Source organism: Amycolatopsis nivea (assembly GCF_004522235.1).
Taxonomy (GTDB): domain Bacteria; phylum Actinomycetota; class Actinomycetes; order Mycobacteriales; family Pseudonocardiaceae; genus Amycolatopsis; species Amycolatopsis nivea.
Window position 1 is genome coordinate 91859 of record NZ_SDLT01000022.1, and the last position, 22244, is coordinate 114102.

Annotated in this window: 23 protein-coding genes; 15 read left to right on the forward strand and 8 right to left on the reverse strand. The window is 69.1% G+C overall.

Annotation, left to right across the window (positions count from 1 at the left end; genetic code table 11):
* Positions 1–28: 28 nt before the first annotated feature.
* Positions 29–322, reverse strand: a complete 294-nt coding sequence (groES, locus tag EIZ44_RS24815; RefSeq protein ID WP_009072407.1) for a co-chaperone GroES — start codon at positions 320–322, stop codon at positions 29–31.
* Positions 323–669: 347 nt separating this feature from the next.
* Between groES and EIZ44_RS24820 the strand changes: the two genes are divergently transcribed.
* Positions 670–2586, forward strand: a complete 1917-nt coding sequence (locus EIZ44_RS24820) for a peptidoglycan recognition protein family protein (protein ID WP_134731475.1) — start codon at positions 670–672, stop codon at positions 2584–2586.
* 45 nt (positions 2587–2631) lie between these two features.
* On the opposite strand, the gene EIZ44_RS24825 is transcribed toward EIZ44_RS24820, so the two are convergent.
* Together EIZ44_RS24825 and xrtP are read right to left on the reverse strand one after the other, a co-directional pair.
* Positions 2632–4017: an XrtP-associated glycosyltransferase gene (locus EIZ44_RS24825; RefSeq protein ID WP_037816218.1), complete on the reverse strand. Its 1386-nt coding sequence runs from the start codon at positions 4015–4017 to the stop codon at positions 2632–2634.
* On the reverse strand, positions 4014–4520 hold the full coding sequence (gene xrtP / locus EIZ44_RS24830; RefSeq protein ID WP_037816219.1) for an exosortase P: 507 nt from the start codon (positions 4518–4520) through the stop codon (positions 4014–4016). The genes EIZ44_RS24825 and xrtP overlap by 4 nt, the downstream gene beginning before the upstream one ends.
* A 376-nt stretch (positions 4521–4896) precedes the next feature.
* On the opposite strand from xrtP, the gene EIZ44_RS24835 reads away from it, so the two are divergent.
* From EIZ44_RS24835 to wecB, 3 genes are all read left to right on the forward strand, one after another.
* Positions 4897–5664 carry a choice-of-anchor protein CoaP gene (locus EIZ44_RS24835; RefSeq protein WP_134667666.1) on the forward strand — a complete coding sequence of 256 codons (768 nt, stop codon included), beginning with the start codon at positions 4897–4899 and terminating at the stop codon, positions 5662–5664.
* Positions 5665–5684: 20 nt separating this feature from the next.
* Positions 5685–5864 (forward strand): LAXTG motif-containing small protein, encoded by a 180-nt coding sequence (locus EIZ44_RS24840; RefSeq protein ID WP_037816221.1) that lies wholly within the window; start codon positions 5685–5687, stop codon positions 5862–5864.
* A 69-nt stretch (positions 5865–5933) separates the two neighbouring features.
* A complete protein-coding gene (gene wecB / locus EIZ44_RS24845) occupies positions 5934–7097 on the forward strand; it encodes a non-hydrolyzing UDP-N-acetylglucosamine 2-epimerase (protein WP_134731531.1) in 1164 nt (387 codons plus the stop codon).
* Here wecB and tsaD read toward each other — a convergent pair.
* From tsaD to tsaB, 3 genes are read right to left on the reverse strand one after another with little or no spacing between them, the layout of a single operon-like run.
* Positions 7078–8124, reverse strand: coding sequence for a tRNA (adenosine(37)-N6)-threonylcarbamoyltransferase complex transferase subunit TsaD (gene tsaD, locus EIZ44_RS24850; protein ID WP_043835247.1), 1047 nt, complete (start codon positions 8122–8124; stop codon positions 7078–7080). The genes wecB and tsaD overlap by 20 nt on opposite strands.
* Positions 8124–8606: a ribosomal protein S18-alanine N-acetyltransferase gene (gene rimI / locus EIZ44_RS24855; protein ID WP_134731477.1), complete on the reverse strand. Its 483-nt coding sequence runs from the start codon at positions 8604–8606 to the stop codon at positions 8124–8126. The genes tsaD and rimI overlap by 1 nt, the downstream gene beginning before the upstream one ends.
* The gene (gene tsaB, locus EIZ44_RS24860) at positions 8603–9268 is read right to left on the reverse strand and encodes a tRNA (adenosine(37)-N6)-threonylcarbamoyltransferase complex dimerization subunit type 1 TsaB (RefSeq protein WP_134731479.1); all 666 of its coding nucleotides are present in this window, start codon (positions 9266–9268) and stop codon (positions 8603–8605) included. Before tsaB ends, rimI begins: the two co-directional genes overlap by 4 nt.
* A gap of 70 nt (positions 9269–9338) precedes the next feature.
* Between tsaB and EIZ44_RS24865 the strand changes: the two genes are divergently transcribed.
* The 3 genes from EIZ44_RS24865 (at position 9339) to EIZ44_RS24875 (ending at position 11099) form a co-directional block, all read left to right on the forward strand.
* Entirely contained in the window at positions 9339–9893 is a 555-nt protein-coding gene (locus tag EIZ44_RS24865; RefSeq protein WP_240691401.1) for a DUF3558 domain-containing protein, read from the forward strand.
* 112 nt (positions 9894–10005) lie between these two features.
* On the forward strand, positions 10006–10497 hold the full coding sequence (locus tag EIZ44_RS24870; RefSeq protein ID WP_037816225.1) for a PE domain-containing protein: 492 nt from the start codon (positions 10006–10008) through the stop codon (positions 10495–10497).
* On the forward strand, positions 10494–11099 hold the full coding sequence (locus EIZ44_RS24875; RefSeq protein ID WP_134731483.1) for a DUF3558 domain-containing protein: 606 nt from the start codon (positions 10494–10496) through the stop codon (positions 11097–11099). Before EIZ44_RS24870 ends, EIZ44_RS24875 begins: the two co-directional genes overlap by 4 nt.
* Here the strand turns inward: EIZ44_RS24875 and EIZ44_RS45630 are convergent.
* Positions 11083–11289: a hypothetical protein gene (locus EIZ44_RS45630; protein ID WP_240691405.1), complete on the reverse strand. Its 207-nt coding sequence runs from the start codon at positions 11287–11289 to the stop codon at positions 11083–11085. The two genes, EIZ44_RS24875 and EIZ44_RS45630, sit on opposite strands and share 17 nt — an antisense overlap.
* On the opposite strand from EIZ44_RS45630, the gene EIZ44_RS24880 reads away from it, so the two are divergent.
* From EIZ44_RS24880 to EIZ44_RS24910, 7 genes are all read left to right on the forward strand, one after another.
* Positions 11198–11743 (forward strand): DUF3558 domain-containing protein, encoded by a 546-nt coding sequence (locus EIZ44_RS24880; RefSeq protein WP_240691403.1) that lies wholly within the window; start codon positions 11198–11200, stop codon positions 11741–11743. The genes EIZ44_RS45630 and EIZ44_RS24880 overlap by 92 nt on opposite strands.
* On the forward strand, positions 11743–12369 hold the full coding sequence (locus EIZ44_RS24885; protein ID WP_134731487.1) for a DUF3558 domain-containing protein: 627 nt from the start codon (positions 11743–11745) through the stop codon (positions 12367–12369). Before EIZ44_RS24880 ends, EIZ44_RS24885 begins: the two co-directional genes overlap by 1 nt.
* Entirely contained in the window at positions 12369–13664 is a 1296-nt protein-coding gene (locus EIZ44_RS24890) for a hypothetical protein (RefSeq protein WP_205673289.1), read from the forward strand. The genes EIZ44_RS24885 and EIZ44_RS24890 overlap by 1 nt, the downstream gene beginning before the upstream one ends.
* A gap of 2 nt (positions 13665–13666) precedes the next feature.
* Positions 13667–14413 carry an ESX secretion-associated protein EspG gene (locus tag EIZ44_RS24895; protein WP_134731491.1) on the forward strand — a complete coding sequence of 249 codons (747 nt, stop codon included), beginning with the start codon at positions 13667–13669 and terminating at the stop codon, positions 14411–14413.
* 109 nt (positions 14414–14522) lie between these two features.
* On the forward strand, positions 14523–15944 hold the full coding sequence (locus tag EIZ44_RS24900) for an acyl-CoA synthetase (protein ID WP_134731493.1): 1422 nt from the start codon (positions 14523–14525) through the stop codon (positions 15942–15944).
* The gene (locus tag EIZ44_RS24905; RefSeq protein ID WP_134731495.1) at positions 15941–17257 is read left to right on the forward strand and encodes a carboxyl transferase domain-containing protein; all 1317 of its coding nucleotides are present in this window, start codon (positions 15941–15943) and stop codon (positions 17255–17257) included. The genes EIZ44_RS24900 and EIZ44_RS24905 overlap by 4 nt, the downstream gene beginning before the upstream one ends.
* Before the next feature lie 365 nt (positions 17258–17622).
* Positions 17623–19032, forward strand: a complete 1410-nt coding sequence (locus tag EIZ44_RS24910; RefSeq protein WP_134731496.1) for an MFS transporter — start codon at positions 17623–17625, stop codon at positions 19030–19032.
* 82 nt (positions 19033–19114) lie between these two features.
* On the opposite strand, the gene EIZ44_RS24915 is transcribed toward EIZ44_RS24910, so the two are convergent.
* Positions 19115–20488, reverse strand: a complete 1374-nt coding sequence (locus EIZ44_RS24915) for a neutral zinc metallopeptidase (protein ID WP_276323748.1) — start codon at positions 20486–20488, stop codon at positions 19115–19117.
* A 91-nt stretch (positions 20489–20579) separates the two neighbouring features.
* Between EIZ44_RS24915 and EIZ44_RS24920 the strand changes: the two genes are divergently transcribed.
* Complete coding sequence (locus EIZ44_RS24920; protein WP_134731498.1) at positions 20580–22238, forward strand: DUF2207 family protein; 1659 nt, start codon at positions 20580–20582, stop codon at positions 22236–22238.
* Positions 22239–22244: the final 6 nt, after the last annotated feature.

Sequence of the window (22244 nt, forward strand, 5' to 3'; positions counted from 1 at the left end):
GGGGCGTCCTTGCGCTGCGAGTGACGCGTCAGTTGATGACGGCCAGCACGTCGCGGGCGGAGAGGATCAGGTAGTCCTCGCCGTTGTACTTGACCTCGGTGCCGCCGTACTTGGAGTAGATGACGACGTCGCCGACAGCCACGTCCAGCGGAACGCGGTTGCCCTTGTCGTCGATGCGGCCCGGGCCCACGGCCAGAACCTTGCCCTCCTGGGGCTTCTCCTTGGCGGTGTCGGGGATGACGAGGCCGGAAGCGGTCGTCTCCTCGGCCTCGCTCGTCTGGACAACGATCTTGTCCTCGAGCGGCTTGATGTTCACGCTCACCGGGTTGACCTCCACGGTCGTCGAAAGCGTCGGCATGATGACTGGTTACGGCTCATACCACCCCCGCCGTCGCGGGTGCCGGGGCGTGTCCGGGCCGTTCGATTAGCACTCTAGCCATGTGAGTGCCAGCTTCGCAAGGAGGGTCCGCCGGACCTGGTGAAACCCCAGGCGGAGGCCGCTGACCGGCCCGTTTGCTCCGGGCGGCGCGCGAGGGCCCTCCACCAGGCGGCGGACGGCCCGGGCACCGCCGCGTGCCCGTTCGGCCGCATCCGGTGGATAAAGCTCACCAAATCCCCCGGCTCCTGGTTGGATCCGCACAGACAGGCATCTCACCCCTGGAGCCCTCTATGCCCCGCTCACTCCCGTGGCGCCTGGCCGCTGCCACCACCGGGCTGCTGGCAGTGGCCGCGGTCGCCATGCCCGCCTCCGCCCATCCCGCTAACGCAGCCCGCCAGCGCGCCTTCGCCGACGCAGCCTCCGAATTCGGCGTCCCGGCGGACGTCCTGCTGGCCGTCTCGTACCTGGAGTCCCGCTGGGACACTCATTCCGGCGCGCCCAGCACCGCCGCCGGGTACGGCCCGATGCATCTCACTGACGTCCGCACCGCCGGGCTGCGGACCAGCGAATTCGACAATCCCGACGAAGACCCCCGAGGCGACGACTCTCGCCCGGCCCTGCGTCTGCGTCCGCTGGAAGCCCCGGCTCCCCCGTCCGGCAGCCAGACCATCGACCAGGCCGCCGCACTGCTGCACACCGACGCGGCGAAGCTCCGTACGGACGCCGTAGCGAACATCCGCGGCGGCGCGGCGCTGCTGGCCGAGTACCAGCGAGAGTTGGGCGTCAAGAGCGACAGCGCGAAGGACTGGTACGGAGCCGTCGCGCGATACAGCGGCTCCGAGGACGTCACTGGCGCGCGCACCTTCGCCGACGAGGTCTTCGCCACCATCAACAGCGGCATCGCGCGTACGACCGACGACGGCCAGGCCGTCAAACTCGCCGCGACGTCCGGCGTCACCCCGGACCGTGCCCAGGCGGATCGGCTCGGTCTGCAGGCCGGAAAGCCGCCGGCCACGGAGTGCCCGCGGTCGATGTCCTGCGAATCGGTGCCCGCGCCGTTCCAGAAGATCGGCGACAGCTACGGCAACTACGACAAGGCCGACCGGCCGCGCGACCAGAAGATCGACTACATCGTCATCCACGACACCGAGGGCACCTGGGACTCGGTGATGAAGCAGGCGCAAACCCCCGGTCAGACCGCGTGGCACTACACGGTCCGCTCCTCGGACGGCCAGATCGCCCAGCACGTGCCGACCAAGGACGTCGGCTGGCACGCCGGGAACTGGTACCTGAACGAGAAATCGCTCGGCGTCGAGCACGAGGGCTTCGCCGCGCAGGGCACCTGGTTCACCGAGGCGATGTACCGGCAGTCCGCGAAGCTCGTGCGTTACCTCGCGCACCGCTTCGGCGTTCCGCTGGACCGGGCGCACATCCTCGGCCACGACAACGTGCCCGGCCCGAACGCGGACAAGATCAAGAGCATGCACTGGGACCCGGGTCCGTACTGGGACTGGGCGCACTACTTCGATCTGCTCGGCGCTCCGCTGGAGCACGACGGCGAACCGGATTCCGGTCTGGTCATGATCGATCCGGAGTTCTCCGCCAACCGTCCGGCGTTCACCGGATGCGACAAGATCGGGTCCGGAAACCCGTGCCCCGAGCGGAGTTCGGGGTCAGTCGTGCTGCACACCGAGCCGAGCGAGTCCGCGCCGCTGCTGTCCGATGTGGGCATGCACGGGCCTGATCCGTCCACAATGGACGTCTCGGACATCGGCAGCCGCGTGGCCACCGGCCAGAAGTACGCCGTCGCGGACACTCGCGGCGACTGGACCGCGATCTGGTACCTCGGTCAGAAGGGCTGGTTCCACAACCCGGACAACGCGCCCACCGCGTATCCGGCGGACGGATTCGTCGCGATTCCCAAGGCAGGCAAGGCAACCGTGCCGGTCTACGGGAGCGCGTACCCGGAGGCCAGTGCGTATCCGAAGGACATTCCGGTGCAGGAGCTCAAGCCGCTGCCGTATCAGCTCGGCGCGGGCCAGAAGTACTCAGTCGGCGGGCTGACCGGCTCGGAGTACTACTCGGCGTCCTTCGACGTCGCGACGAACAAGGTCGTGAAGGGCAAGTCCAGGTACGTGGAAATCCAGCTCGGCCACCGCGTGGCGTACGTCAGCCGCGACGACGTCGACCTCGAACCGGCGTCCTGACCGCAGCTCGCTGCATGCCCGGGCCGGAACTTCCGGTCCGGGCATTCACGCGTCCAGCGCCACTTTCACACCCGTGCTGGCCTCGGTGTTGCGCCGGGTCTTGGCCCAGCCGTTGCGTCCGCGCACCAAGCGGAACAACGCGCGCCAGGACGTGATGTAGAAGGTGTAGATGTAGGCCGCGTACAACAGGCCCATGCCGATGCCGCGGAAGATGTTCTTGCTGCGCAAGCATTTCATCTGATAGATCGGGCCCCACACGACGAACGGCAGCAGCCCGAACGAACCGTAGATCGCGAACAGGATCCAAGCGCCGCCGGTGAACCACGTCCACACCTGGCCGGGATCGCCCGCCGTGCTCACGAGAAGCAGGATGAACGGCACCGGGTACAGCAGCGAACCGAGCAGCTGCATCCACGGCTGCGCCAGGTAGTACATCATCTCCGCGGCGCCCAAAGTGGACACGTGCGGCGAGTCCCAGATCCGGCGCAGGTACCGCATGCACTGCATGGTTCCCTGGCCCCAGCGCGTGCGCTGCACCAGGAACCGGCGGAGGCTGTACAGACCTTCCTGCGCCACATGCGAATCCGGCGTGAACCCGGTGCGCCAGCCCGCGGTGAGCAGGTGCACGCCGAGTTCGAAGTCCTCCAGCAGCGAACCGCGCCACGGGGCCAGTTCGTCGCCCGCGATCGAGTCCAATGCGGACAGCCGGGTGAACTGCCCGTTGCCGCCCATGGAGATCGTGCCGGTGAAACCGCGGGAGGTCTGGATCGCCGCGATCGCGGTGCGGAACTCCAGGTCCTGCAACTGGGCGAGTTTGAGGCCGAAGGCGCGGGAGAACCACGTGCGGCCGGGCGGACGGCTGCGGAAGTTGCTCATCCGGACGTCGAGTTGAACGGCGCCAACGGTTTCGTCGCCGAACAGGTGGTCCGCGGCGCACACTTCGAGACAGTTCGGCGCGGGACGGCCGTCCGCGTCGACCACCACGACCACGACGCGGTCCCGATCCGCGTCAGGACCGAGCCAGTCGTCCAGTTCGCGATAGGCGGCGTTGAGCGCGTCTCCCTTGCCCGTACGCGCTTCCGGGCGCTGACGGGCGACGAGGTGCAGATTCGGGTCGTAGCCGCCGTTGCGCCGCCACACCGAGCGCACGACGCGGGCGGTGCGGTCGTCGGAGTCGTCGTCCACGACCCACACGTGCGCGCGGCGGAAGGTGCCACGCAGGTACTTCACCGTCTCGCGAATCACCACCTCCTCGTCGCGGCAGGGGACGAAGAAGTGCCAGGCGAAGTCGGCCGGATCGCCGACCGGAGCGGGCTTGCGGCGCAGGTACGGCACGACGATCACCACGACGTACACGAGGAACGCGACGCTCATGGTCAGCGCGAACGCCTGCGTGACCGACAGCAGGATCTTCAGGCCGGAGCCGCTCACGCCGCGGCCCGTTTCTCGGCCTTCGTCTTCCGCGTCGCCAGCCACACGAACAGCACCAGCGAGATCGCGCCGCCGATGACGCTGACCAGCGAGCCGAGCAGCGTGTGGCCCCAGTAGTAGCCCTCGTCGGTGCCGAGCCCGTTGACCAGCCCGACGATGGTGAGAATGCGTAACTGATTAACCAAGATCACCGTGATCGCGGAAATTCCCAGCGAGAAAAAGAGCCTGCGGGCATTCTGTGGCCGGAACCACAGAAGTGCGGCGGTCACTAATAGCAACGGCAGCAGAAGGAATACCGACGAGCATTCCGGAGTCATCCGCAACCCGAATGGAGTATCGCCAGACAACCCGAAGTAGACCGATTCCCGGTTTCCGGCCACATAGACCCCCGATGAGGTGACAATCCGGAGGATGACCCCGGCCAGTCGCACCTCCAGCTCCCGGTACCCGCGTTCCACGAGCACCAGCACCACCCCCGCGGCGAGCACCCCGACCACCGCCATACGCAGCGGAAACCGGGATGCGCCTGACACCGGCGCGTTGACTGCTGTCACGACGACCCTCTCGAGAAGAAACCCAGCGGAACCGGGCGGACCCGGCCACGGTCGTGTCCGCGACGGCTCCCGCCCTGCGCCGGGCAGCCCCATTCCGGGGACACCCGAGCAGCTTTCGGCATATTCTTACGCACTCTTGCTACTCCGTTAGAGTGATGCTTCACGCAACCTGGGGAAAAGCGAATTCTTATCACCCGATGTGGTGATTGAGGGCAAAAAACTGTGCCATTTCGGAAACCTCAGCCGATAACCGATCCGCGTGCCGACTCTTGCTCAGCGGGTTTAGTCCGCGCAGCGGCTCGCCCTGAGAAAAATCGGAGGACCAGTGAAGAGACACCTCGTGCGACGAGGCGGCCTGCTCGCCGCTGTCGTGGCGAGCATCGCCCTGGCCGGAGCTGTTCCGGCCAGCGCCGCTCCCGGCGACGGGTCGGCCTACGGCGTCAACGTCGACGTGACGCTGCTCGGCCAGCCCGCGGTGCATCTCGGCCCGCTCGCGGCCGCGAACACCAACGGCCCGACGGAAAGCACCGCGGTCTCCGCGAACGTGCCCGGCGTGCTGACCACCGGCGTGATCAAGACGTCCGCCGTGCGCGACGACAACTCCGGCGCGGTCACGGCGAAGGCGTCCGTCGCCGACGTCGGGCTGCCGCTGCTCAAGGCCGCCGCCGGCGATGTCGGCGTGAAGGCGGTCGAAGCCGTCTGCACCGCGACGCAGGAAGGCGTCAAGGGCAGCACCACGCTGGTCGGCGCGAACCTCGGCACCCTCGGCAAGGTCGACGCCACCCCGGCGGCGAACACCCAGCTGAAGGTCCAGGTCGGCCCGCTGCACGTGGCGACGCTGATCCTGAACGAGCAGATCAAGAACAACGACGGCAGCCTCACCGTCAACGCCCTGCACCTGAAGCTGCTCGGCGGCGCCGCGCTGGGCGCGCTCGGCTCGGGCGACGTGATCCTGTCGTCGGCGACCTGCGGCCCGGCCGCTCCGCCGATGCCGCTCGCGTCGGGCGCAGGCATGTGGATCGGGTTCGGCGTGGTCGCCGCGATCGCGGTGCCGGTCGGCCTGCGTTTCTCCCGGCGTCGTTCGGCTGCCTGACCCGGTGAGGTGATGGATCGATGTACAAGATGCCTGGCGCCGGGGTCGGCGTCGCCGGTGGCGGGGTGGGCACCCTCGCCGCCACCGGCGCCGACGTCGGCTGGTGGCTCGCGGTCGGGGTGGCGCTGGTGATCCTCGGGATCGTCGCGCTGATCGCCGTCCGCCGCCGGAATCGGCGGTTCGCCCGCCTGGACGGCTGAAGAATCCGGGCTGCCGGCGTGATCCCGCCGGCAGCCCGGTTTTCCGGGACACTCGAAAGGGTGAAAACGTTGGACGTGATGCTGCTGGCCGGGACGCGCCCGGAGGCGGTGAAGCTCGCGCCGCTCGCGCTGGCTCTGGACGCCCGGCCCGGGCTGCGGCCGCTGGTCGTGCACAGCGGTCAGCACCAGGGCATGGTCGAACAGGCGCTGGCCCCGTTCGAGGTCGGGATCGACGCGTGGCTCGACGTGCCGCCGCGGGTGTCCGGCACGCAGGCGGAACTGGTGTCCGGCCTGCTGCCCGCGCTCGACGCCGCGCTGCGCCGGTACCAGCCGTCGGCGGTCGTCGTGCAAGGCGACACCACCACCGGACTGGCCGGCGCGCTCGCCGCGTTCTGGCTCGGCATTCCGGTGGTGCACCTCGAAGCCGGGCTGCGTACGCACGACCTGGCGTCGCCGTTCCCCGAGGAGGGAACGCGGCAGATGATCTCGCGGATCGCCGCGCTGCACCTGGTCCCGACGGCGGCCGCGGGCGCGGCGCTGCGGGCGGAGGGCGTGCCTTCGGAGCGGATCACGCGTACTGGCAACACTGTCGTCGACGCGGTGCTCGCGGTGGCCGCGCGCGATTTGCCCGCCCGCGATCCGGCGCTTGCCTTGTTGGAGATGGGAATCGCCGAAGCGGGCGAGCAACTGGTGCTGGTGACGTCGCACCGCCGCGAGTCATGGGGCGAACCGTTGACGCGCACGCTGACTGCCGTGCGCCAGATCGTCGATGCCCATCCGCGCGTGCAGGTGCTGTTCCCGGTGCATCCGAATCCGGCTGTGCGGGAACAGGTCGAGGAGGTGCTGGGCGAGGTCGCGCGGGTGACCGTCACCGAGCCGTTGGAGTACCCGGATCTCGTGCGCGCGCTGCGGTTGGCATCGCTCGTGCTGACGGATTCCGGTGGTATTCAAGAAGAAGCGCCGACGTTCGGTACGCCGGTGCTGGTGTTGCGTGACACTACGGAACGCCCGGAGGCCGTCGAAGCCGGTTGCGCTTGGCTGGTCGGCACCGACACCGAACTGATCACCGACACCGCTGCGCGCATTCTCCGCGGGGAGATCAGTGCTGCCGCATCAGCGAATCCGTACGGAAACGGCTCCGCGGCCGCACGGTCAGCGTCGGCGATCGAGGCGCTGCTGGGAGTGTCCCTGGATGCCGCTGCCCTGGTGAGTCCTAAAGGGACACAACATTGACCGGCAGGCCCGGGTTCGCCGAAAAGTCCAGCGGTGCCACGGATCGACCAGCCGCCACCACGTGCGCACCCAACGCCGCGATCATCGCGCCGTTGTCCGTGCACAAGCGCGGCCGCGGCACGCGCAGCTCAATGCCAGCCTCCGCACATCGCTCCGCGGCCAGCTCGGAAAGCCGCGAATTCGCTGCCACGCCACCGGAAATCACCAACGTGCCGATGTTTTGTTCACGCGCGGCACGGATCGCCTTCGCGGTGAGCACGTCCGCGACCGCTTCCTGAAAGGACGCCGCGACATCGTTCACCGGCACTTGATCGCCAGCGCGCTCGGCGTTCTCCACCCAGCGCGCCACCGCCGTTTTCAAGCCGGAGAAGGAAAAGTCGAACTTCGCGTCGCGTGGACCGGTCATCCCGCGCGGGAACGCGATCGCCTTCGGGTTGCCCTGCTTGGCCGCCTTGTCGATCGGCGGCCCGCCCGGGTACGGCAGCTCCAGCACCCGCGCGACCTTGTCGTACGCCTCGCCCGCCGCGTCGTCCACAGTGGACCCGAGTTCGGTGATGCTCGACGCGATGTCGTCCACTCGCAACAGTTGCGTGTGGCCGCCGGAAACGAGCAACGCCAACACCGGCGTCGGCAACGGGCCGTGCTGCAACGTGTCCACCGCGATGTGCCCGGCAAGGTGATTCACGCCGTACAGCGGCACATCCAACGCGGTCGCATACGCCTTGGCCGCCGAAACGCCCACCAGCAACGCGCCAGCGAGACCGGGCCCGGCCGTCACCGCGATCGCGTCCACATCGGACAGTTTCAGCCCGGCGGTGGCGAACGCACGCTCCGCCGTCGGCACCATCGCTTCGAGATGCGCACGACTGGCGACCTCCGGCACGACCCCGCCGAAGCGAGCGTGCTGGTCCACACTGGACGCGACCTCGTCGGCGAGCAGCTCCACCGTGCCGTCGTCGTGCAGCCGGACGAGGCCGACCCCGGTCTCGTCGCAGGAGCTTTCGATACCCATGATGACGCGCGCCATCAGCCGGCCACCTCGTCTCGTGCCGGGGCCTGCGCGGGGCGGGCCATGGTGAACGCGTCCGCACCGGAGGGCTGGTAGTAGCGCCGCCGGATGCCAAGTTTTTGGAAGCCGTGCGCCTCATACAGGTTCACGGCGGGGTCGTTGTCCGTGCGCACCTCGAGGAAGACCGCCGCGCGCAGCTCGTCCGCGCGCGTCAGCAACGCGCGAAGGAGCGCCTTGCCGATGCCCTGCCCTTGCGCCTCCGGCACCACGCCGATCGTGTGGACGCTCGCTTCGTAGTCACCGCGCCGCCCGACCACCGCGAGCCCCGCGTACCCAAGCAGCGTCTCCCCGTCGTCCGACCGCGCTGCGAGGTAGTAATGCCCCTGGTCAAGCTCGGAGTGGAAGGCGCGCGCACTCCACGGATCGTCGCCGGGAAAGAGGATCTTCTCGATCTCCGCGCACTTCCCGACGTCAGCGCGGCGCAGCTGGTCGAGCTTCACAGCGCAGTCACCCTCTTGCGCGCCGCGGGCTCGACAGCGTCCGGACGACGCAGGTACAGCGGCGTCAACGGCTCCGGCTCCGCGCGCTCGAGAAGCGCCGTACGCGCCACGCGCACCAACCCAGCCGGCGACGGAAACCGCGGCTCGATCGGCACCACGCCCACCGATGCCGCGTACTGCAACGCACCATCGCCCGCCGCTACGCGAATGTCAGTCTCAATGTCCGCGGGCCGCTGTACGTGCGGACCGTCGGTGCGCGCGCCCGAAGCGTCGTACGCAGCCCAGTAGACCTCGCGACGCCGTGCGTCCGTGAAGACGAGAAACGGCTTCTCCGTGCGTACGACGTCAGACGCGATCGCGTCGAGACTGCACACCGGGTACGCCGGGATGCCGAGCGCGTGCGCATACGCAGCCGCCGTGGCCATGCCAGCCCGCAACCCGGTGAACGGACCAGGCCCGACGCCGCACACGATCGCGTCCAGTTCGCGGAGCGTGACGCCAGCCTCCTCCGCGGCCGCCAGCGCATGCGGGGCGATCAGCTCGCCGTGCGCCCGAGGATCCACCGTGACGCGGTCCGCCCGGGTGACAAGCTCAGCCTCGTCGACGGCAACGATGCCCGCCGTTACCGCCGGAGTAGCCGTGTCGATCGCCAATACCAGCACGATTTCCCAGGATAGCTCGGGTCCGAAGGGGACAAGGGGGCGGGTTTGGGGGTGCGGGAGGATACGTTCCGTGACCAAGCTGTCTATCGCGGCCTTGCTCGGCGGCGTGCTGGTTCTGGCCGGTTGTTCGGCCGCTCCGGCCCCTCTCACGGAGTCGTCCGCGCCGCCCGAGGTGCCGCAGGTGCCCCATCCGCTCAACGTGCGGAAATACGAACAGGACCCGTGCGCCCTGCTCCCGCAGGCAGCGGAGGTCTTCGGCGCGGTCCGCAACCGCAAGATCACCGGCAATGTAGCCCCGGTCTGCAGCTGGAACGACCGCGAAAACAGCTCACTGGCCATAGGCCTGGTCCCCGGGCAGGGCGGCCTCGCCACCGTCTACGGAAACCGGAGCAGCACCGGCTACTTCGAACCGGCCCCCTCCATCGACGGCTACCCGGCTGTCTACACCAACGTCCTGGACAACCGTTCAGACGGCGGTTGCCAAGTCGCGGTCGGCGTCCGCTCCGACGAGACGTTCACCAGCTCAGTCATCCTCTTCCCGCGGTCTCCCTCCTACGCCGACCCCTGCGCAGTCGCACTCAAAGCAGCTACGGCGGTCGTCGCCACCCTCCGAACAGGTTCCTGACGCCTGCCCGGCTTGGGGGATTTTGTCCACACGGGGAACCTCGACCGATTAAGCTCAGTCAGAGCATCGGCAGTCGCAGACAGTGCCGCCGGGAGCGAGGGGGAGCGTCGTCGTGGGCAATGGGCAGTCGTCCAGCAACAGCCAGCCGGTGGACGGTCGCGCGGGGTACGTCGACCCGGAAGAGCAGGCCAAACGCGACCGCCAGGACAAGCAGTTCGGCGAAGCGATGAACTCCAACGGCGTACGCGTCTACCAGCAGCGCGCGGCAGAGGACGCGAAGGTAAACGCCGCCGCGGCGGGCGGCGGGTTCAACATGGACGTCGACGCGATGCGGAAGCTGCAGCCCAAGTGGCAGGGGATCGCGGACAAGCTCAACGACATGATCCGAACCGGTGACCAGCTGAAGGTCGTTCCCCCGCCAGCCGAAGACCCGGCCAGCACGCTGCAAAAGAAGGCGGCTGACGGCCATGCCGACGCATACTTGGCCAGCCTTCAGCAGCAACAGGCCTACGCACAGGGGTACGCGGACAAGCTGCAAGACGCCATCGCCAAGTACGAGAAACAAGACCACGCCAACACGAGCAGCCTGCGCAAGCAAGGATGAACCGGGTGAAGCGCATCGCTCTCGCCGCGACCAGCGGCCTCGTTCTGCTCGCCGTCACTGCCTGCTCCTCGACCCCGGGCACACCGGTTCCGGCGACACCTGAGTCGTCGTCCTCGGCACCGACGAGCACGTCGCGCAGCGTGCCCAAGGTGAGCAACCCGCTCGACGCCGCCAAGTACGAGCAGAACCCCTGCGCCCTGCTCAGCCAAGCCCAGGCGACCGAGGTCATCAGCTCCGTCCGCAATCGCCAGGGCAAGGGCCTCGTCGCGCCCATCTGCACCTGGTACGACGCTGACAACAACAGCGTCGGCCTCGGGCTCCTTCCCGGGCAGGGCGGTCTCGCAGGCGCCTACACCAACGCCGACAGCGAATCCGGCTACTTCGAAGCCGCACCCGACGTCAACGGCTACCCCGCCGTCTTCGCAGGCACCACCGACGACCGGAAACGCGGCGGCTGCCAAATCGCCGTCGGAATCAAGGACGACGAACTCTTCACCGCATCCGTGCGCCTTCGAACGACGTCGCCTCTCTACAACGACCCGTGCTCGCTCGCGGTGAAAACGGCCGCTGCTGCTGTTACGACGATCAAGGCAGGTACGTGATGCCAGCCCGTGCCGTGCTGGACATCATCCGGCCCAGAGCAGCAGAACCCGCGAAGCCCGTCGCGCTCGCTACGACCGGCAGTCTGCTGTTGCTCGCCATGACGGCTTGTTCGTCCGTTTCCGGAACACCGACCCAGGCAACGTCGCGGCCATCTTCCGCACCGACGAGCACGTCGCGCAGCGTGCCCAAGGTGAGCAACCCGCTCGACGCCGCCAAGTACGAGCAGAACCCCTGCGCCCTGCTCAGCCAAGCCCAGGCGACCCAGCTCATCAACTCCGTCCGCAACCGCCAGGCCGCAGGCGCCGTCGCGCCCATCTGCAGCTGGATTGACGCCGACGGCAACCGGATCGGACTCGGGCTCCTCCCGCACCAGGGCGGCTTGGCCAGCGCTTACCAGCACCAGGACAGCCAGTCTGGCTACTTCGAAGCGATCCCCGAGATCGATGGCTATCCGGCGGTTCTTTCCGGAACGACCGACAGCCGGAAAAGCGGCGGCTGCCAGGCCATCGTCGGGATCAAAGACGACGAAACCTTCACCAGTTCGATCCTGCTCCAGCCGCAATCGCCGCTCTATCAGGATCCGTGCTCTCTGGCAGTCAAAACGGCCGCGGCCGCCATCACGACGATCAAGGCCGGTACGTGATGACGAGCCGCATCGTCACTGGGCCCGAGTCGGCAAAACCGGTCACCTTCGCTGCGGCAGGGAGTCTCGTTTTGCTCGCCGTCACTGCCTGCTCCTCGACTCCAGGCACTCCGGTTCCGGCGACACCCGAGTCGTCTTCCACACCGACGAGCACCACGCGCAGCGTGCCTAAAGTGAGCAACCCCCTCGACGCCACCAAGTACGAGCAGAACCCCTGCGCCCTGCTCAGCCAGGCCCAGGCGACCGAGGTCATCAACGCCGTTCGCCACCGGCAGGGCAAAGGCCTCGTCGCACCGCTGTGCAGCTGGTACGACGACAGGGACAACAGCGTCGGCCTCGGGCTGCTCCCCGGACAAGGCGGGCTGGCAGGCGCCTACACCAACGCCGACAGCGACTCCGGCTACTTCGAAGCCGCCCCCGACGTCAACGGCTACCCCGCCGTCTTCGCGGGCACCACCGACGACCGGAAACGCGGCGGCTGCCAAATCGCCGTCGGGATCAAGGACGACGAGACCTTCACCGCGTCCGTGCTGCTCGACAAATCGTTCCCCGGCTATGCCGACCCGTGCGCATTGGCTGCGAAAACCGCCGCCGCTGCCGTCACCACTCTCAAGGCAGGTGCTTGATGGGCAACCTCTCCCCGCAGGAAATCGTTCGCCTGGTCAAATCCGGCAAGGGTTCCGGTGGCATGTTCCACGGTTCCGACCAGTCGGCGGCGCTCTCCGCTCAGCACGAGGACATCGCCAACGAAATGCGGCAGCTCCAGAGCGCGATGGACGAGTACTGGAAGGGCGACGCCGCCGGGCGGGCCTACGTCGGGGCCGGGCCGCTGGTCCAGGCTTCCCAGACCAGTGGCCAGCACCTCGCGCAGGCGGAGGCGCTCTACTCCGGCCAGGGCGGTTCCTTCGAGGGGCTGCGCGACAAAATCGCGTCGGTCGGCGATCTCGGGGACAAACCGTCGGACGACTGGGTCAGCGACACTCCGTTGTCCTTCCTCTCCAACCGTGCCGACGAAATCGACGCGTGGAACAAGAAAGCGCAAGAAGTCGTCAGCAGTTACGAGTCCTATCACGGGGAATCGACCGAGAACTCCGCTCGATGGGCGGACCCGTCGCAATACGGCGAGCTGGCCCTCCCCTCCGCAGGCGGTGATTTCACCATCACCCAGCCCGGCGGCACCGGCACCGCGCATCTGCCGACGCACTACACCCCGGGTGGCCCCGGCGGCACCGCTGGGACCTACACCGAGGGCGGCTACGTCGGCGAAACCACCGGCAGCACGGGCGGCACCGACAGCGGCACCAGCCACCGCGACCACACCAACGATCGCACTGGGCCGCCGGGGACCTTGCCTCCTTCGGAGACCCATCGGTGGGATCCGGGGCCTCCGCCGCACACCAACCCGCCGGAGACGCCGGGCAAATACGTTCCTCCGCACAACAACCTGCCGGACGACACCCGGACGTCCAGTTACGTTCCGCCGGACCTGACGAGCGTCAACAACCCCACCAGCACCGGCAATCCCAACTCCTGGTCGGTCAACAGCAGCAACCCCAACACCACCGGCGGGGGCAGCAGCGGTCTGTTCACGCCGGGGCTCCCCGGGACCGGCGGCGGCAACGCGGGCAGCCTCGGGAACACAGGCAACACGGGCAACGGCAACAGCGTCGGCCGAGGAGCGGGAACCGGCACAGGACCGTTCGGCAGCGCGGAAGCCGCCGGGCGAGGCGGAGCAGCGGCGGGAGCCAACGGGCGCGCGGGGGCACCCGGTATGGGCGCGGGTGCGATGGGCCGCGGTCAGAAGGGCGAAGGGGAAGAAGACCTCGTCCACGAGACCGCTGACTACCTGGTCGAGCAGGACCCGGACGCCGCCCTCATCGGGGACCTTCCGAAGGCGGTTCCGCCGGTGATCGGGCTCTGACGATGCTCGTGCTCGCCCGCGAGGTGGTGCTCCCTGCCGACTGCCTGCCCCTCGCGGCGGAACTGGCTGGGGTTTCGCTCCCGGCGGCGCTCGCGCCCGATCCGCTTTGGCGCGACCCCGAGGAGATGCGCGCGTACCGCGAAGCCGCAGCAAGCGCGATGGCCGACCAAGGCGTGTGGGGGCGCGGCGGTCTGGACGAGACGTTCGTCCGGACCATGACCGTGTTGTGCCGTGGGGCCAGCGAACTGTCGGCGACCGTCGAGAGCGGGCGGGACCGGCGGTATCGGCTGGTCGTCGCGGCCTCGAACAAGGACGCGGTGCTCGCCTGCCACATGCCGTCCACCAGCACGGTCGTGTTGCGGCCGGCGCGAGCCGAGGCGCTGGCCGAGGATTTGATCCGAGAGTTGCCGCGCGTCCAGCCCGCGCAGGGGCAGGCGGTGTCGGTGCCGGAATCGGCGTTGAACCTGGCGATTGACGGCGGCCCGGCGCGGCAGGACGTCCGGCATCTGCTCGACGTCGCCGCGTTGCCGAGGGCAGGCGGCGGGCAGATCACCGCGGCGGTTCGCGACGGGCTCGGCGGGCGGCGGATCAGCGGGCGCGACATCTGCACGTATTACGACACCGAGCACGGGCGCTACCTGTTCTCGTTCTCCGAAACCGACGGCGGCGAGCGGTACGTGAACGTCGCACCGGCCCGGTACGAAACGATGGTCGAGCGGGTGCGCGCGCTGCTCGATAATCTCGCCTGAACCTGGGTACCCCTGACAATCAGGATCTGTGAATCGCGTCGCAGGTGGCGAGCGCCACAAGGCGGTACGGTGCGGTTCCAGGTGCCGGTGACGCAGGAGGTCCGCGAAAGTGCCCGATCCGCTGTTTCCCGCAGTCGCCGCCGGATCCGGCAAGGAAGCGCTGCGCTTCGGCGACCGAAAACTCACCTACGCCGAACTCGGCGCGGTCGCCGGGGCGCTGGCCGCCGAGCTGCCGCGGGACCGCCGGGTCGCGGTGTGGGCGACGCCGACGCTGCACACCAGCGTCGCGGTGGTCGCCGCGTTGCTCGCCGGGGTTCCGGTGGTGCCGCTCAACCCCAAGATCGGCGAACGCGAACTCGGCCACATCCTCTCCGACAGCGAGCCCGCGCTGGTGCTCGCCGAGCCCGGCGTCGAACTGCCCGCCGCGCTCGACCTGCCGCGGCGCGACATTCCGCTGGAGGGCGACGGGAAGCCGCCGGCCGGCGAGCCGGACGCCGAAGCGCCCGCGTTCATCGTCTACACGTCCGGCACGACCGGTCCGCCCAAGGGCGTCGTACTCCCCCGCCGCGCGATCGCGACCACGCTCGACGCGCTCGAGGACGCCTGGCAATGGACGGCCGACGACGTGCTCGTCCACGGCCTCCCGCTGTTCCACGTCCACGGCCTGATCCTCGGCATCCTCGGTCCGCTGCGCCGCGGCGGCTCGGTGCGCCACCTCGGCCGGTTCTCCCTCGAAGGCGTCACCGGGGAACTAGCGAACGGCGCGACGATGCTGTTCGGCGTCCCGACGATGTACCACCGGATCGCCGAAGCGGTCGCGACCGACGAAGCCCTCGCCGACGCGCTCAAGTCCGCGCGGCTGCTGGTCTCCGGCTCGGCCGCGCTGCCGGTCCACGACCACCAGCGGATCACCGCCGCGACCGGACAACAGGTCGTGGAGCGCTACGGCATGACCGAAACCCTGATGAACACCAGCGTCCGCGCCGACGGCGAGCGCAAGCCGGGTTCGGTCGGCGTCCCGCTCGCCGGGGTCGACCTGCGGCTGGTCGACGAGACCGGGGCCGCGGTCGAGGAGCCCGACGCGGTCGGCGAGATCCAGGTCCGCGGGCCGAATCTGTTCACCGAGTACCTCAACCGCCCGGACGCGACCGCCGCCGCGCTCGACGGCGGCTGGTTCCGCACCGGCGACATGGCCACCCTCGACCCCGACGGCTACGTCCGGATCGTCGGACGCAAAGCCACCGACCTGATCAAGAGCGGCGGCTACAAGATCGGCGCGGGCGAGATCGAGAACGCGCTGCTGGAACACCCGAACGTCGCCGAGGTCGCGGTGACCGGCGAACCGGACGACGACCTCGGCGAGCGGATCGTCGCGTGGGTCGTGCCGGACGGCGAACGCCCGACGGTCGAGCAACTCGCCGACCACGTGTCGAAGCTGCTCGCCCCGCACAAGCGTCCGCGCGTCGTGCGATACCTGGATGCGTTGCCGCGCAACGACATGGGCAAGGTCATGAAGCGAGCGCTGGGATGAGGACGACCGCGCGCGAGCTGCTGGCCGGTCTTTCCACCGGGTTCACCGATCTGCCCGTCGCGGACACTCCGGCGGACGATCCGCTCGGCTGGCCGGGGTATCCGGAAGCTCGGGCCGCAGCCGCCGCGCGCACGGGCGAAACCGAATCGGTGGTCGTCGGGGAAGCCCGCGTCGGCGACGTGCCCACGGTGCTGATCGCCTGGGAGTTCGGCTTCCTCGGCGGTTCGATCGGGCAGCAAACCGGCGATCGCGTCGAAGCCGCCTTCGCGCACGCGAAAGAGCGTGGACTGCCCGTGGTTTCGCTGGTCGCGACGGGCGGCAGCCGGATGCAGCACGGCATGCGCGCGCTTTCCCAGCTCCAGCGAATCGCCCGCGCCGCCGCGGAAGCGCGCCCGGCGGGTGTCCCGCAGATTTCCGTTCTGCGCGACCCGTCCACCGGCGGCGGCTGGGCGACGCTCGGTGCCGGTTCGGACGTCGTGTTGGGACTGCCAGACGCCCAAGTGGGCTTCGCTGGCTCCCGCGTACGGCCTGCGACGTCACCCGCAGAGGCGTACACCGTCGAAGCGAAGCTTGAGTGGGGCCAGGTCGACCGTCTCGTTGCGACAGAGGAACTGGGCGACGTACTCGCGCGATGGCTACGGCTGCTGGCTTCTCCGTCGACAGAGCCCGCTCCCCCGCCAAAAGCCCTTCGCAACGCCGCGCTGCCCGAAACCGGCTGGGACGCTGTACGAGCGGCGCGCGCCTCTTCACGAGCGCGCGCACCCGAGTACCTCGACGCGTACTTCGACTGGCGAGAGAACATACAAGGCGACCGTGCCGGTCACGTGGACGAAGGCGTCCAATGTGGCTTCGGCTGGCGAGACGGCCGCGCGATCGCGTACGCAGCACAGTGCGGCACCGCGACGCGTCCGGCAGGCTTCCGCACTGCGGCACGACTCGTCCGGCTGGCGTCCCGGCTAGGAATTCCGGTGCTGACTCTGGTGGACACTCCCGGCGCGGCAAACGACGCGGAAGCGGAAGAAGGCGGGATCGGGCCAGCAATCGCGGAGCTGTTCGAGGCGATCGCCACCGCCGCCGTGCCGGTCACGACGCTGGTGATCGGCGAGGGCGGTTCCGGTGGCGCGCTGGCTTTCGCCGCTGAAGGCGCGACGTGGATCGCCCCGGACGCCTACTTCTCGGTCACTTCCCCGGAAGCCGCGGCGGCGATCCTGAAACGCCCGATGACCGACGTGCCGGCCGTGGCCGACCAGCTGCGGTTGCGTCCGCAGGACCTGGTCGGCCTCGGTCTGGCAGTCGGGATCGTCGAGTCCTAAGGGGTCACGCCTCGACGGCGCGGACCCGCCACTTGCGCTGCGCGTAGGACGCGAGGGTGGCCGCTACAGCGACTCCCGCGGTTGCACAGCTTGCGATGGCCACGAATACTGCCGTCATTGCGGCTCCTCCTCACGGGTTGCGCGCGTCAAATGCCGTCGGCGAATCCGGATGATCCGCTGGCCGACGCGTGCGAGTTGATGGGGTTTTACAGGTATCTACCTGCTATAACGCATGCTCCCCGGTCTGCGTTACCTGCGCTACCCCCGAGCGGGAGTGAGACGTGTCACGTTAGGCTTTGGACCGCTCGCGGTAGGTGATGTCGGGGGCTCTGCGCAGTGAGTCCCGAAAACGCGAAGGGAGCGATGTGACAGAGGCAGCAGACGGGAGGGGGCCGTCGGGCGGCGCCACCGTCACGGACGACGCGACAATGCGCCGGGCGGTCGGCGCGGCCGCGGTCGGCAACATCACCGAGTGGTTCGATTTCGGGGTCTACGGCTACCTCTCCACGACCATCGAGGCACAGTTCTTCCCGCCCGGCAATCCCGCGCTGGCCCAGCTCGCGACGTTCGCGACCTTCGCGGTGGCGTTCCTGGTGCGTCCGCTCGGCGGCCTGTTCTTCGGCCCGCTCGGCGACAAGATCGGCCGGACCAAGGTGCTCGCGGTGACGGTCATCCTGATGGCGACCGGCACGTTCCTCATCGGACTGATCCCGTCGTACTCCTCGATCGGGCTGGCCGCGCCGATCCTGCTGGTGTGCGCGCGGGTCCTGCAGGGCTTCTCCACCGGCGGCGAGTACGCCGGCGCGATGACGTTCATCGCCGAGTACAGCCCGGACCGCCGCCGCGGCTACTTCGGCAGCTTCCTGGAGTTCGGCACCTTCATCGGGTACGCGCTGGGCGCGACCGTCTCGTCGGTGCTGCCGCTGGTTTCGACGCCGGCCTTCATGGACACCTGGGGCTGGCGGATCCCGTTCATGGTGGCGCTTCCGCTCGGCATCGTCGGGGTCTACCTGCGGACGAAGCTCGAGGAGACGCCCGCCTTCCAGCAGCTGCTCGACGAGTCGGGCAAGCGCGAGGACGCCGAAGCCAAGCACGTGGTCCGCACGATCTTCGCGAAGTACTGGCCGACGATGCTGCTGGCCGGCGGGCTCGTGGTGACCTGGAACGTCACCAACTACATGCTCACCAGCTACATGCCGACCTATCTGAAGGACGACCGCACGATGTCCGCGAACGGCGGGCAGGCGATCTCGGCGACCGCGGCGGAATGGCTGCAGATCGGCGTGCTGTGGCTGGGCGTGCTGCTCATCCCGCTGCTCGGCAGGCTCAGCGACAAGGTCGGCCGCAAGCCGATCCTGTGGGTCGGCGCGGGCGGGCTGATCGTGCTCGGCCTTCCGATGGTGCTGCTGCTCAAGAGCGGGTCGCTGATCTCGGTGCTGCTCGGCCTGGTCCTGATGGGACTGCTGCTGATCTGCTTCTCCTCGACCTGCCCGTCGACGCTGCCCGCGTTGTTCCCGACCGAGGTCCGCTACGGCGGGCTGTCGATCTCGTTCAACATCTTCGTGTCCGCGTTCGCCGGGACGGTGTCGCTGGTGATGAGCGCGCTGGTGCTGGCGACCGGGGATCTCAAGTGGCCCGGGTACTACCTGATGATCGCCGGCGTGGTCGGTGTGATCACGCTGCTGAAGCTGAAGGAGACCGCGAAGAAGCCGTTGCCGGGGTCTTCTCCGTCGTTGTCCGCTTCGGAGGACGCGGCGGCCAAGGCCGGCCAGTAACCGCCTGACGAGCTGAGAAGGGCCCCTCGCGTTCGAGGGGCCCTTCTTGGCGTTCAGGCCGCTTGCAGCTCGTCGTGGCGGGTCAGGCCACGTCGGAGGAGTTCGCCGTCCAGGTGTCGCACTGCTGGGTGCGGTTCTTCGTCGCGCCCTGGCGCCACCAGGCGATGGAGTGCTCGTCGGTGCCGTGGTCGCGAGGACCGTCGCCGTGGTCCCCGCGGTCCTCGGAGTCCCAGGCCTCGTTGTAGATGTTGCGGTCGATCGACCCGCCCGCGCTCGACGACGCACCGAGGAACATGCCGGAGAAGCACTGCGCCTGCAGTTCCAGACGGCGGGACAGCTCCAGCCCGGCGGCGGAGTCGGCGCCCGCGTCGTACCGCTGTTCGCTCATCGCATCCTCGACGCCGGACAGGTTCTGCACGTGGTGCCCGTATTCGTGGGCCAGCACCGCGAGGTAGATGCCGGGATGCGCGCCGTACTGCTCGATCTGGAGCTTGTCCATCGGCATGTAGATGGTCTCGTTCGTCGGGCAGTAGTAGGCGGCGAAATTGTCGCCGGACGAAGTGCACGGGCTTTGCATCTGGCCGGACTGCGCGACCACCAGGTTCGGGCCCTCGAACGGAAGGCCCGCGTCGCCGAGCACCGGCGCCCACACCGTGTTCAGGCAGCGGATGCCGGACTGGAAGAACCGTTCCGCGCCTGCCCGGTCCGAACCCCAGCGGCTGAGCGTGCACGCCACGTTCTGCAATCCGGCGTCGGCGCTGGCGAACAGCGGGTTCCGCGCGGTCTCCTTCACCGGTTGCGGGCCGCGGGGCGCCGGCGGGGCCTCGGACGCCGGTTCCGAGTCGCTGGTGGTTCCGCGGGTTTCCCTGGTTGTCGAGGCGGTCGTGGCCGAAGTGCTGCTTTCGGTGGTGTACCGGGTGGGCGACGTTTCCCTGGAGATCGGGGAATACGTCGGCGGCGGGGTGCTCGCCGCGTCGACGCGCTTGTCTTTGTGCACGGCCGCACCGAGCGCTGCCAGTCCCCCGACGACCAGCACGATCGCGCCGAGCACCGAGACCAGCACGATCACCCCGGTGTGCGATTTCTTCGGCGGTCGCTCGGCGCGATAGCCGTCGAGCCGGGCGCCCGCACCGAATGCCGGCGCGGGCACGCCAGGGGACGCGGCGAATGGTCCCGGCGCCGGAGCGACCTGCGGCGGCGGCAACGGCGCGGCAGGCGGCGGCAACGGAACTGCCGGTCCGGCAGCGGGAAACGGCGGTCCGGGAGGGAACTGCGGTGCCGGCGGAACCGGCGGCCCGCCCGGAAACTGCTGTCCCGGCGGCATCCCCGGTCCCGCCGTTCCGCCGCCTGGCATCCCGGCGCCCGGCGGCATCCCGGGCGGCAGCGGCCGCGGCGGCGGGAGCGGGGCGGCTCCCGGCGGCACCGGATAAGGACCGCCTTGCGGTGGCCAGGTCATCGTTCCCCCTGCGATTGCGTGATTCGCGTAATCCGGCTTTTTTCACTGCCGGGGCACCCAGCCTAGCCGGTGTGCTCTAGGCTCTGCTGCCGTGGCGAGGAAATGGGTTTCCGCGGCGGCGATCGCGGCATTGGCGGTGCTATCCAGCGCGAGTCCGGCGGCGGCCTTCTCCGGAACCGGGCGGCATTCCGAGAATGCGCAAGCGTCCCCCGAAGCGACTGCGGAAATCGCACTTAAACTGTTGCGCGACGGCGGCTTCCAGGTCACCGAGAAGGTGACTGTCCCCGGCGGACAGCGGCTGGTGTCCACCTTGCCGTTGCGGCTGCCCGCCGACGACGGGCAGGACCTCCGCTACACGGTGCGGGACGCGAAGGCCACCGGCGGCGGCGCCGTCGCGCAGGCCGACGACCAGTTGACGCTCACCTTCGGCGCGGGCGAATCCACCGTCGTCTACACCCTCGCCGGCGCCCTCGCCGACCAGGGCGGCGGCCAGCAGGTGCGCGCGCTCGTCGCGGGCGGCTTCGACCAGCCGGTGAAGGAAATCAAGGCGTCCTTCCTCGCCCCGGCCCGGCAGATGGCGCCGGTGACCTGTTCGATCGGCGCGAACCAGCCGTGCACGCTGTCCGAGGTCGACCACACCGGCGTGCTGCGGCTGCAGCAGAACGATTTGCCGCCGGGCGCGCGGATGGAACTGTCAGTCGGACTGCCGCCGGGCACCGCACCGGCGAATGCCGATTTCGTGCCGGCCAGCGCATTGGCAGCGGCATTCTCGCTCACCTTACCGTCCGTCATCGGCTTCGCCGCGGTTGCCGTTTTGCTGATTGCCGCCGCGCTATTCGTATGGCGGCGCCGAAAGCAAGACGAACTCGCGACCAGCACCGGCGATACCACAATCGAAGTTCTGTTGCGGGAAAACGGCCGAACTTGGTTCGCTTCTCCGGACGGGGTGCTTCCCGGGCAGATCGGCACCGTGATGGACGAGTCGGTGGACCCGGTGGACATCGCGGCCACCGTCGTCGATCTGGCGGTGCGGAATTACCTGTGGCTGGCCGAGCTTCCCGGTCCGGACTGGCAGATCTCCCGGCGGAACCCGCCGGACGAGCACCTGCGCGATTTCGAGCGGGTGGTCTACGAAACGCTGCTGCCGGAAGGAACCGACACCGTCCTGCTGTCCCGGCTGAACGAACTCGACTCGGCGCCGATCCAGGACTCCATGTACCGGGACGTCGTTGCCAGCCAATGGTTCTCACGTCGTCCGGACACCTCGCGCGGGGTGCTGGCGCTGCCCGGCATCCTGCTGTTCGTGCTCGGCTTGGTCGCGACGGCGGTGCTTTCGTTCACCGTCGGGCACGCGCTGCTGGGCGTCGCGGTCGCGCTCGCCGGCCTGGGGCTCGCCGCGGCTCGCGCGCTGCTGCCGTCCCGCACCGCCCGCGGCCGCGCGGTCGCCGGCCAGATCCGCGGGCTGTTGCGCTACCTGCACCGGGTGCGCGCGGAAGACATCGAACGCCCGGCGGACCGCGAGATGGTGTTCTCCCGTTCTCTGCCGTACGCGGTGGTGCTCGGCGACACCGAACGCTGGCTCGGCGCGTTCGCCGACTTGGACCCGGACGCCGACGGCCAAGCCGGCCTCTCCTGGTACGGCGGCGTCGAACAGGATGACGACCTGCGTCGCTTCGGCCCTCGGCTGCTGGCCTTCCTGGCCGCGCTCAACCACGCGCTGACGAAGGAACCGTCGAAAACCGGGTCGTAGCGGAGT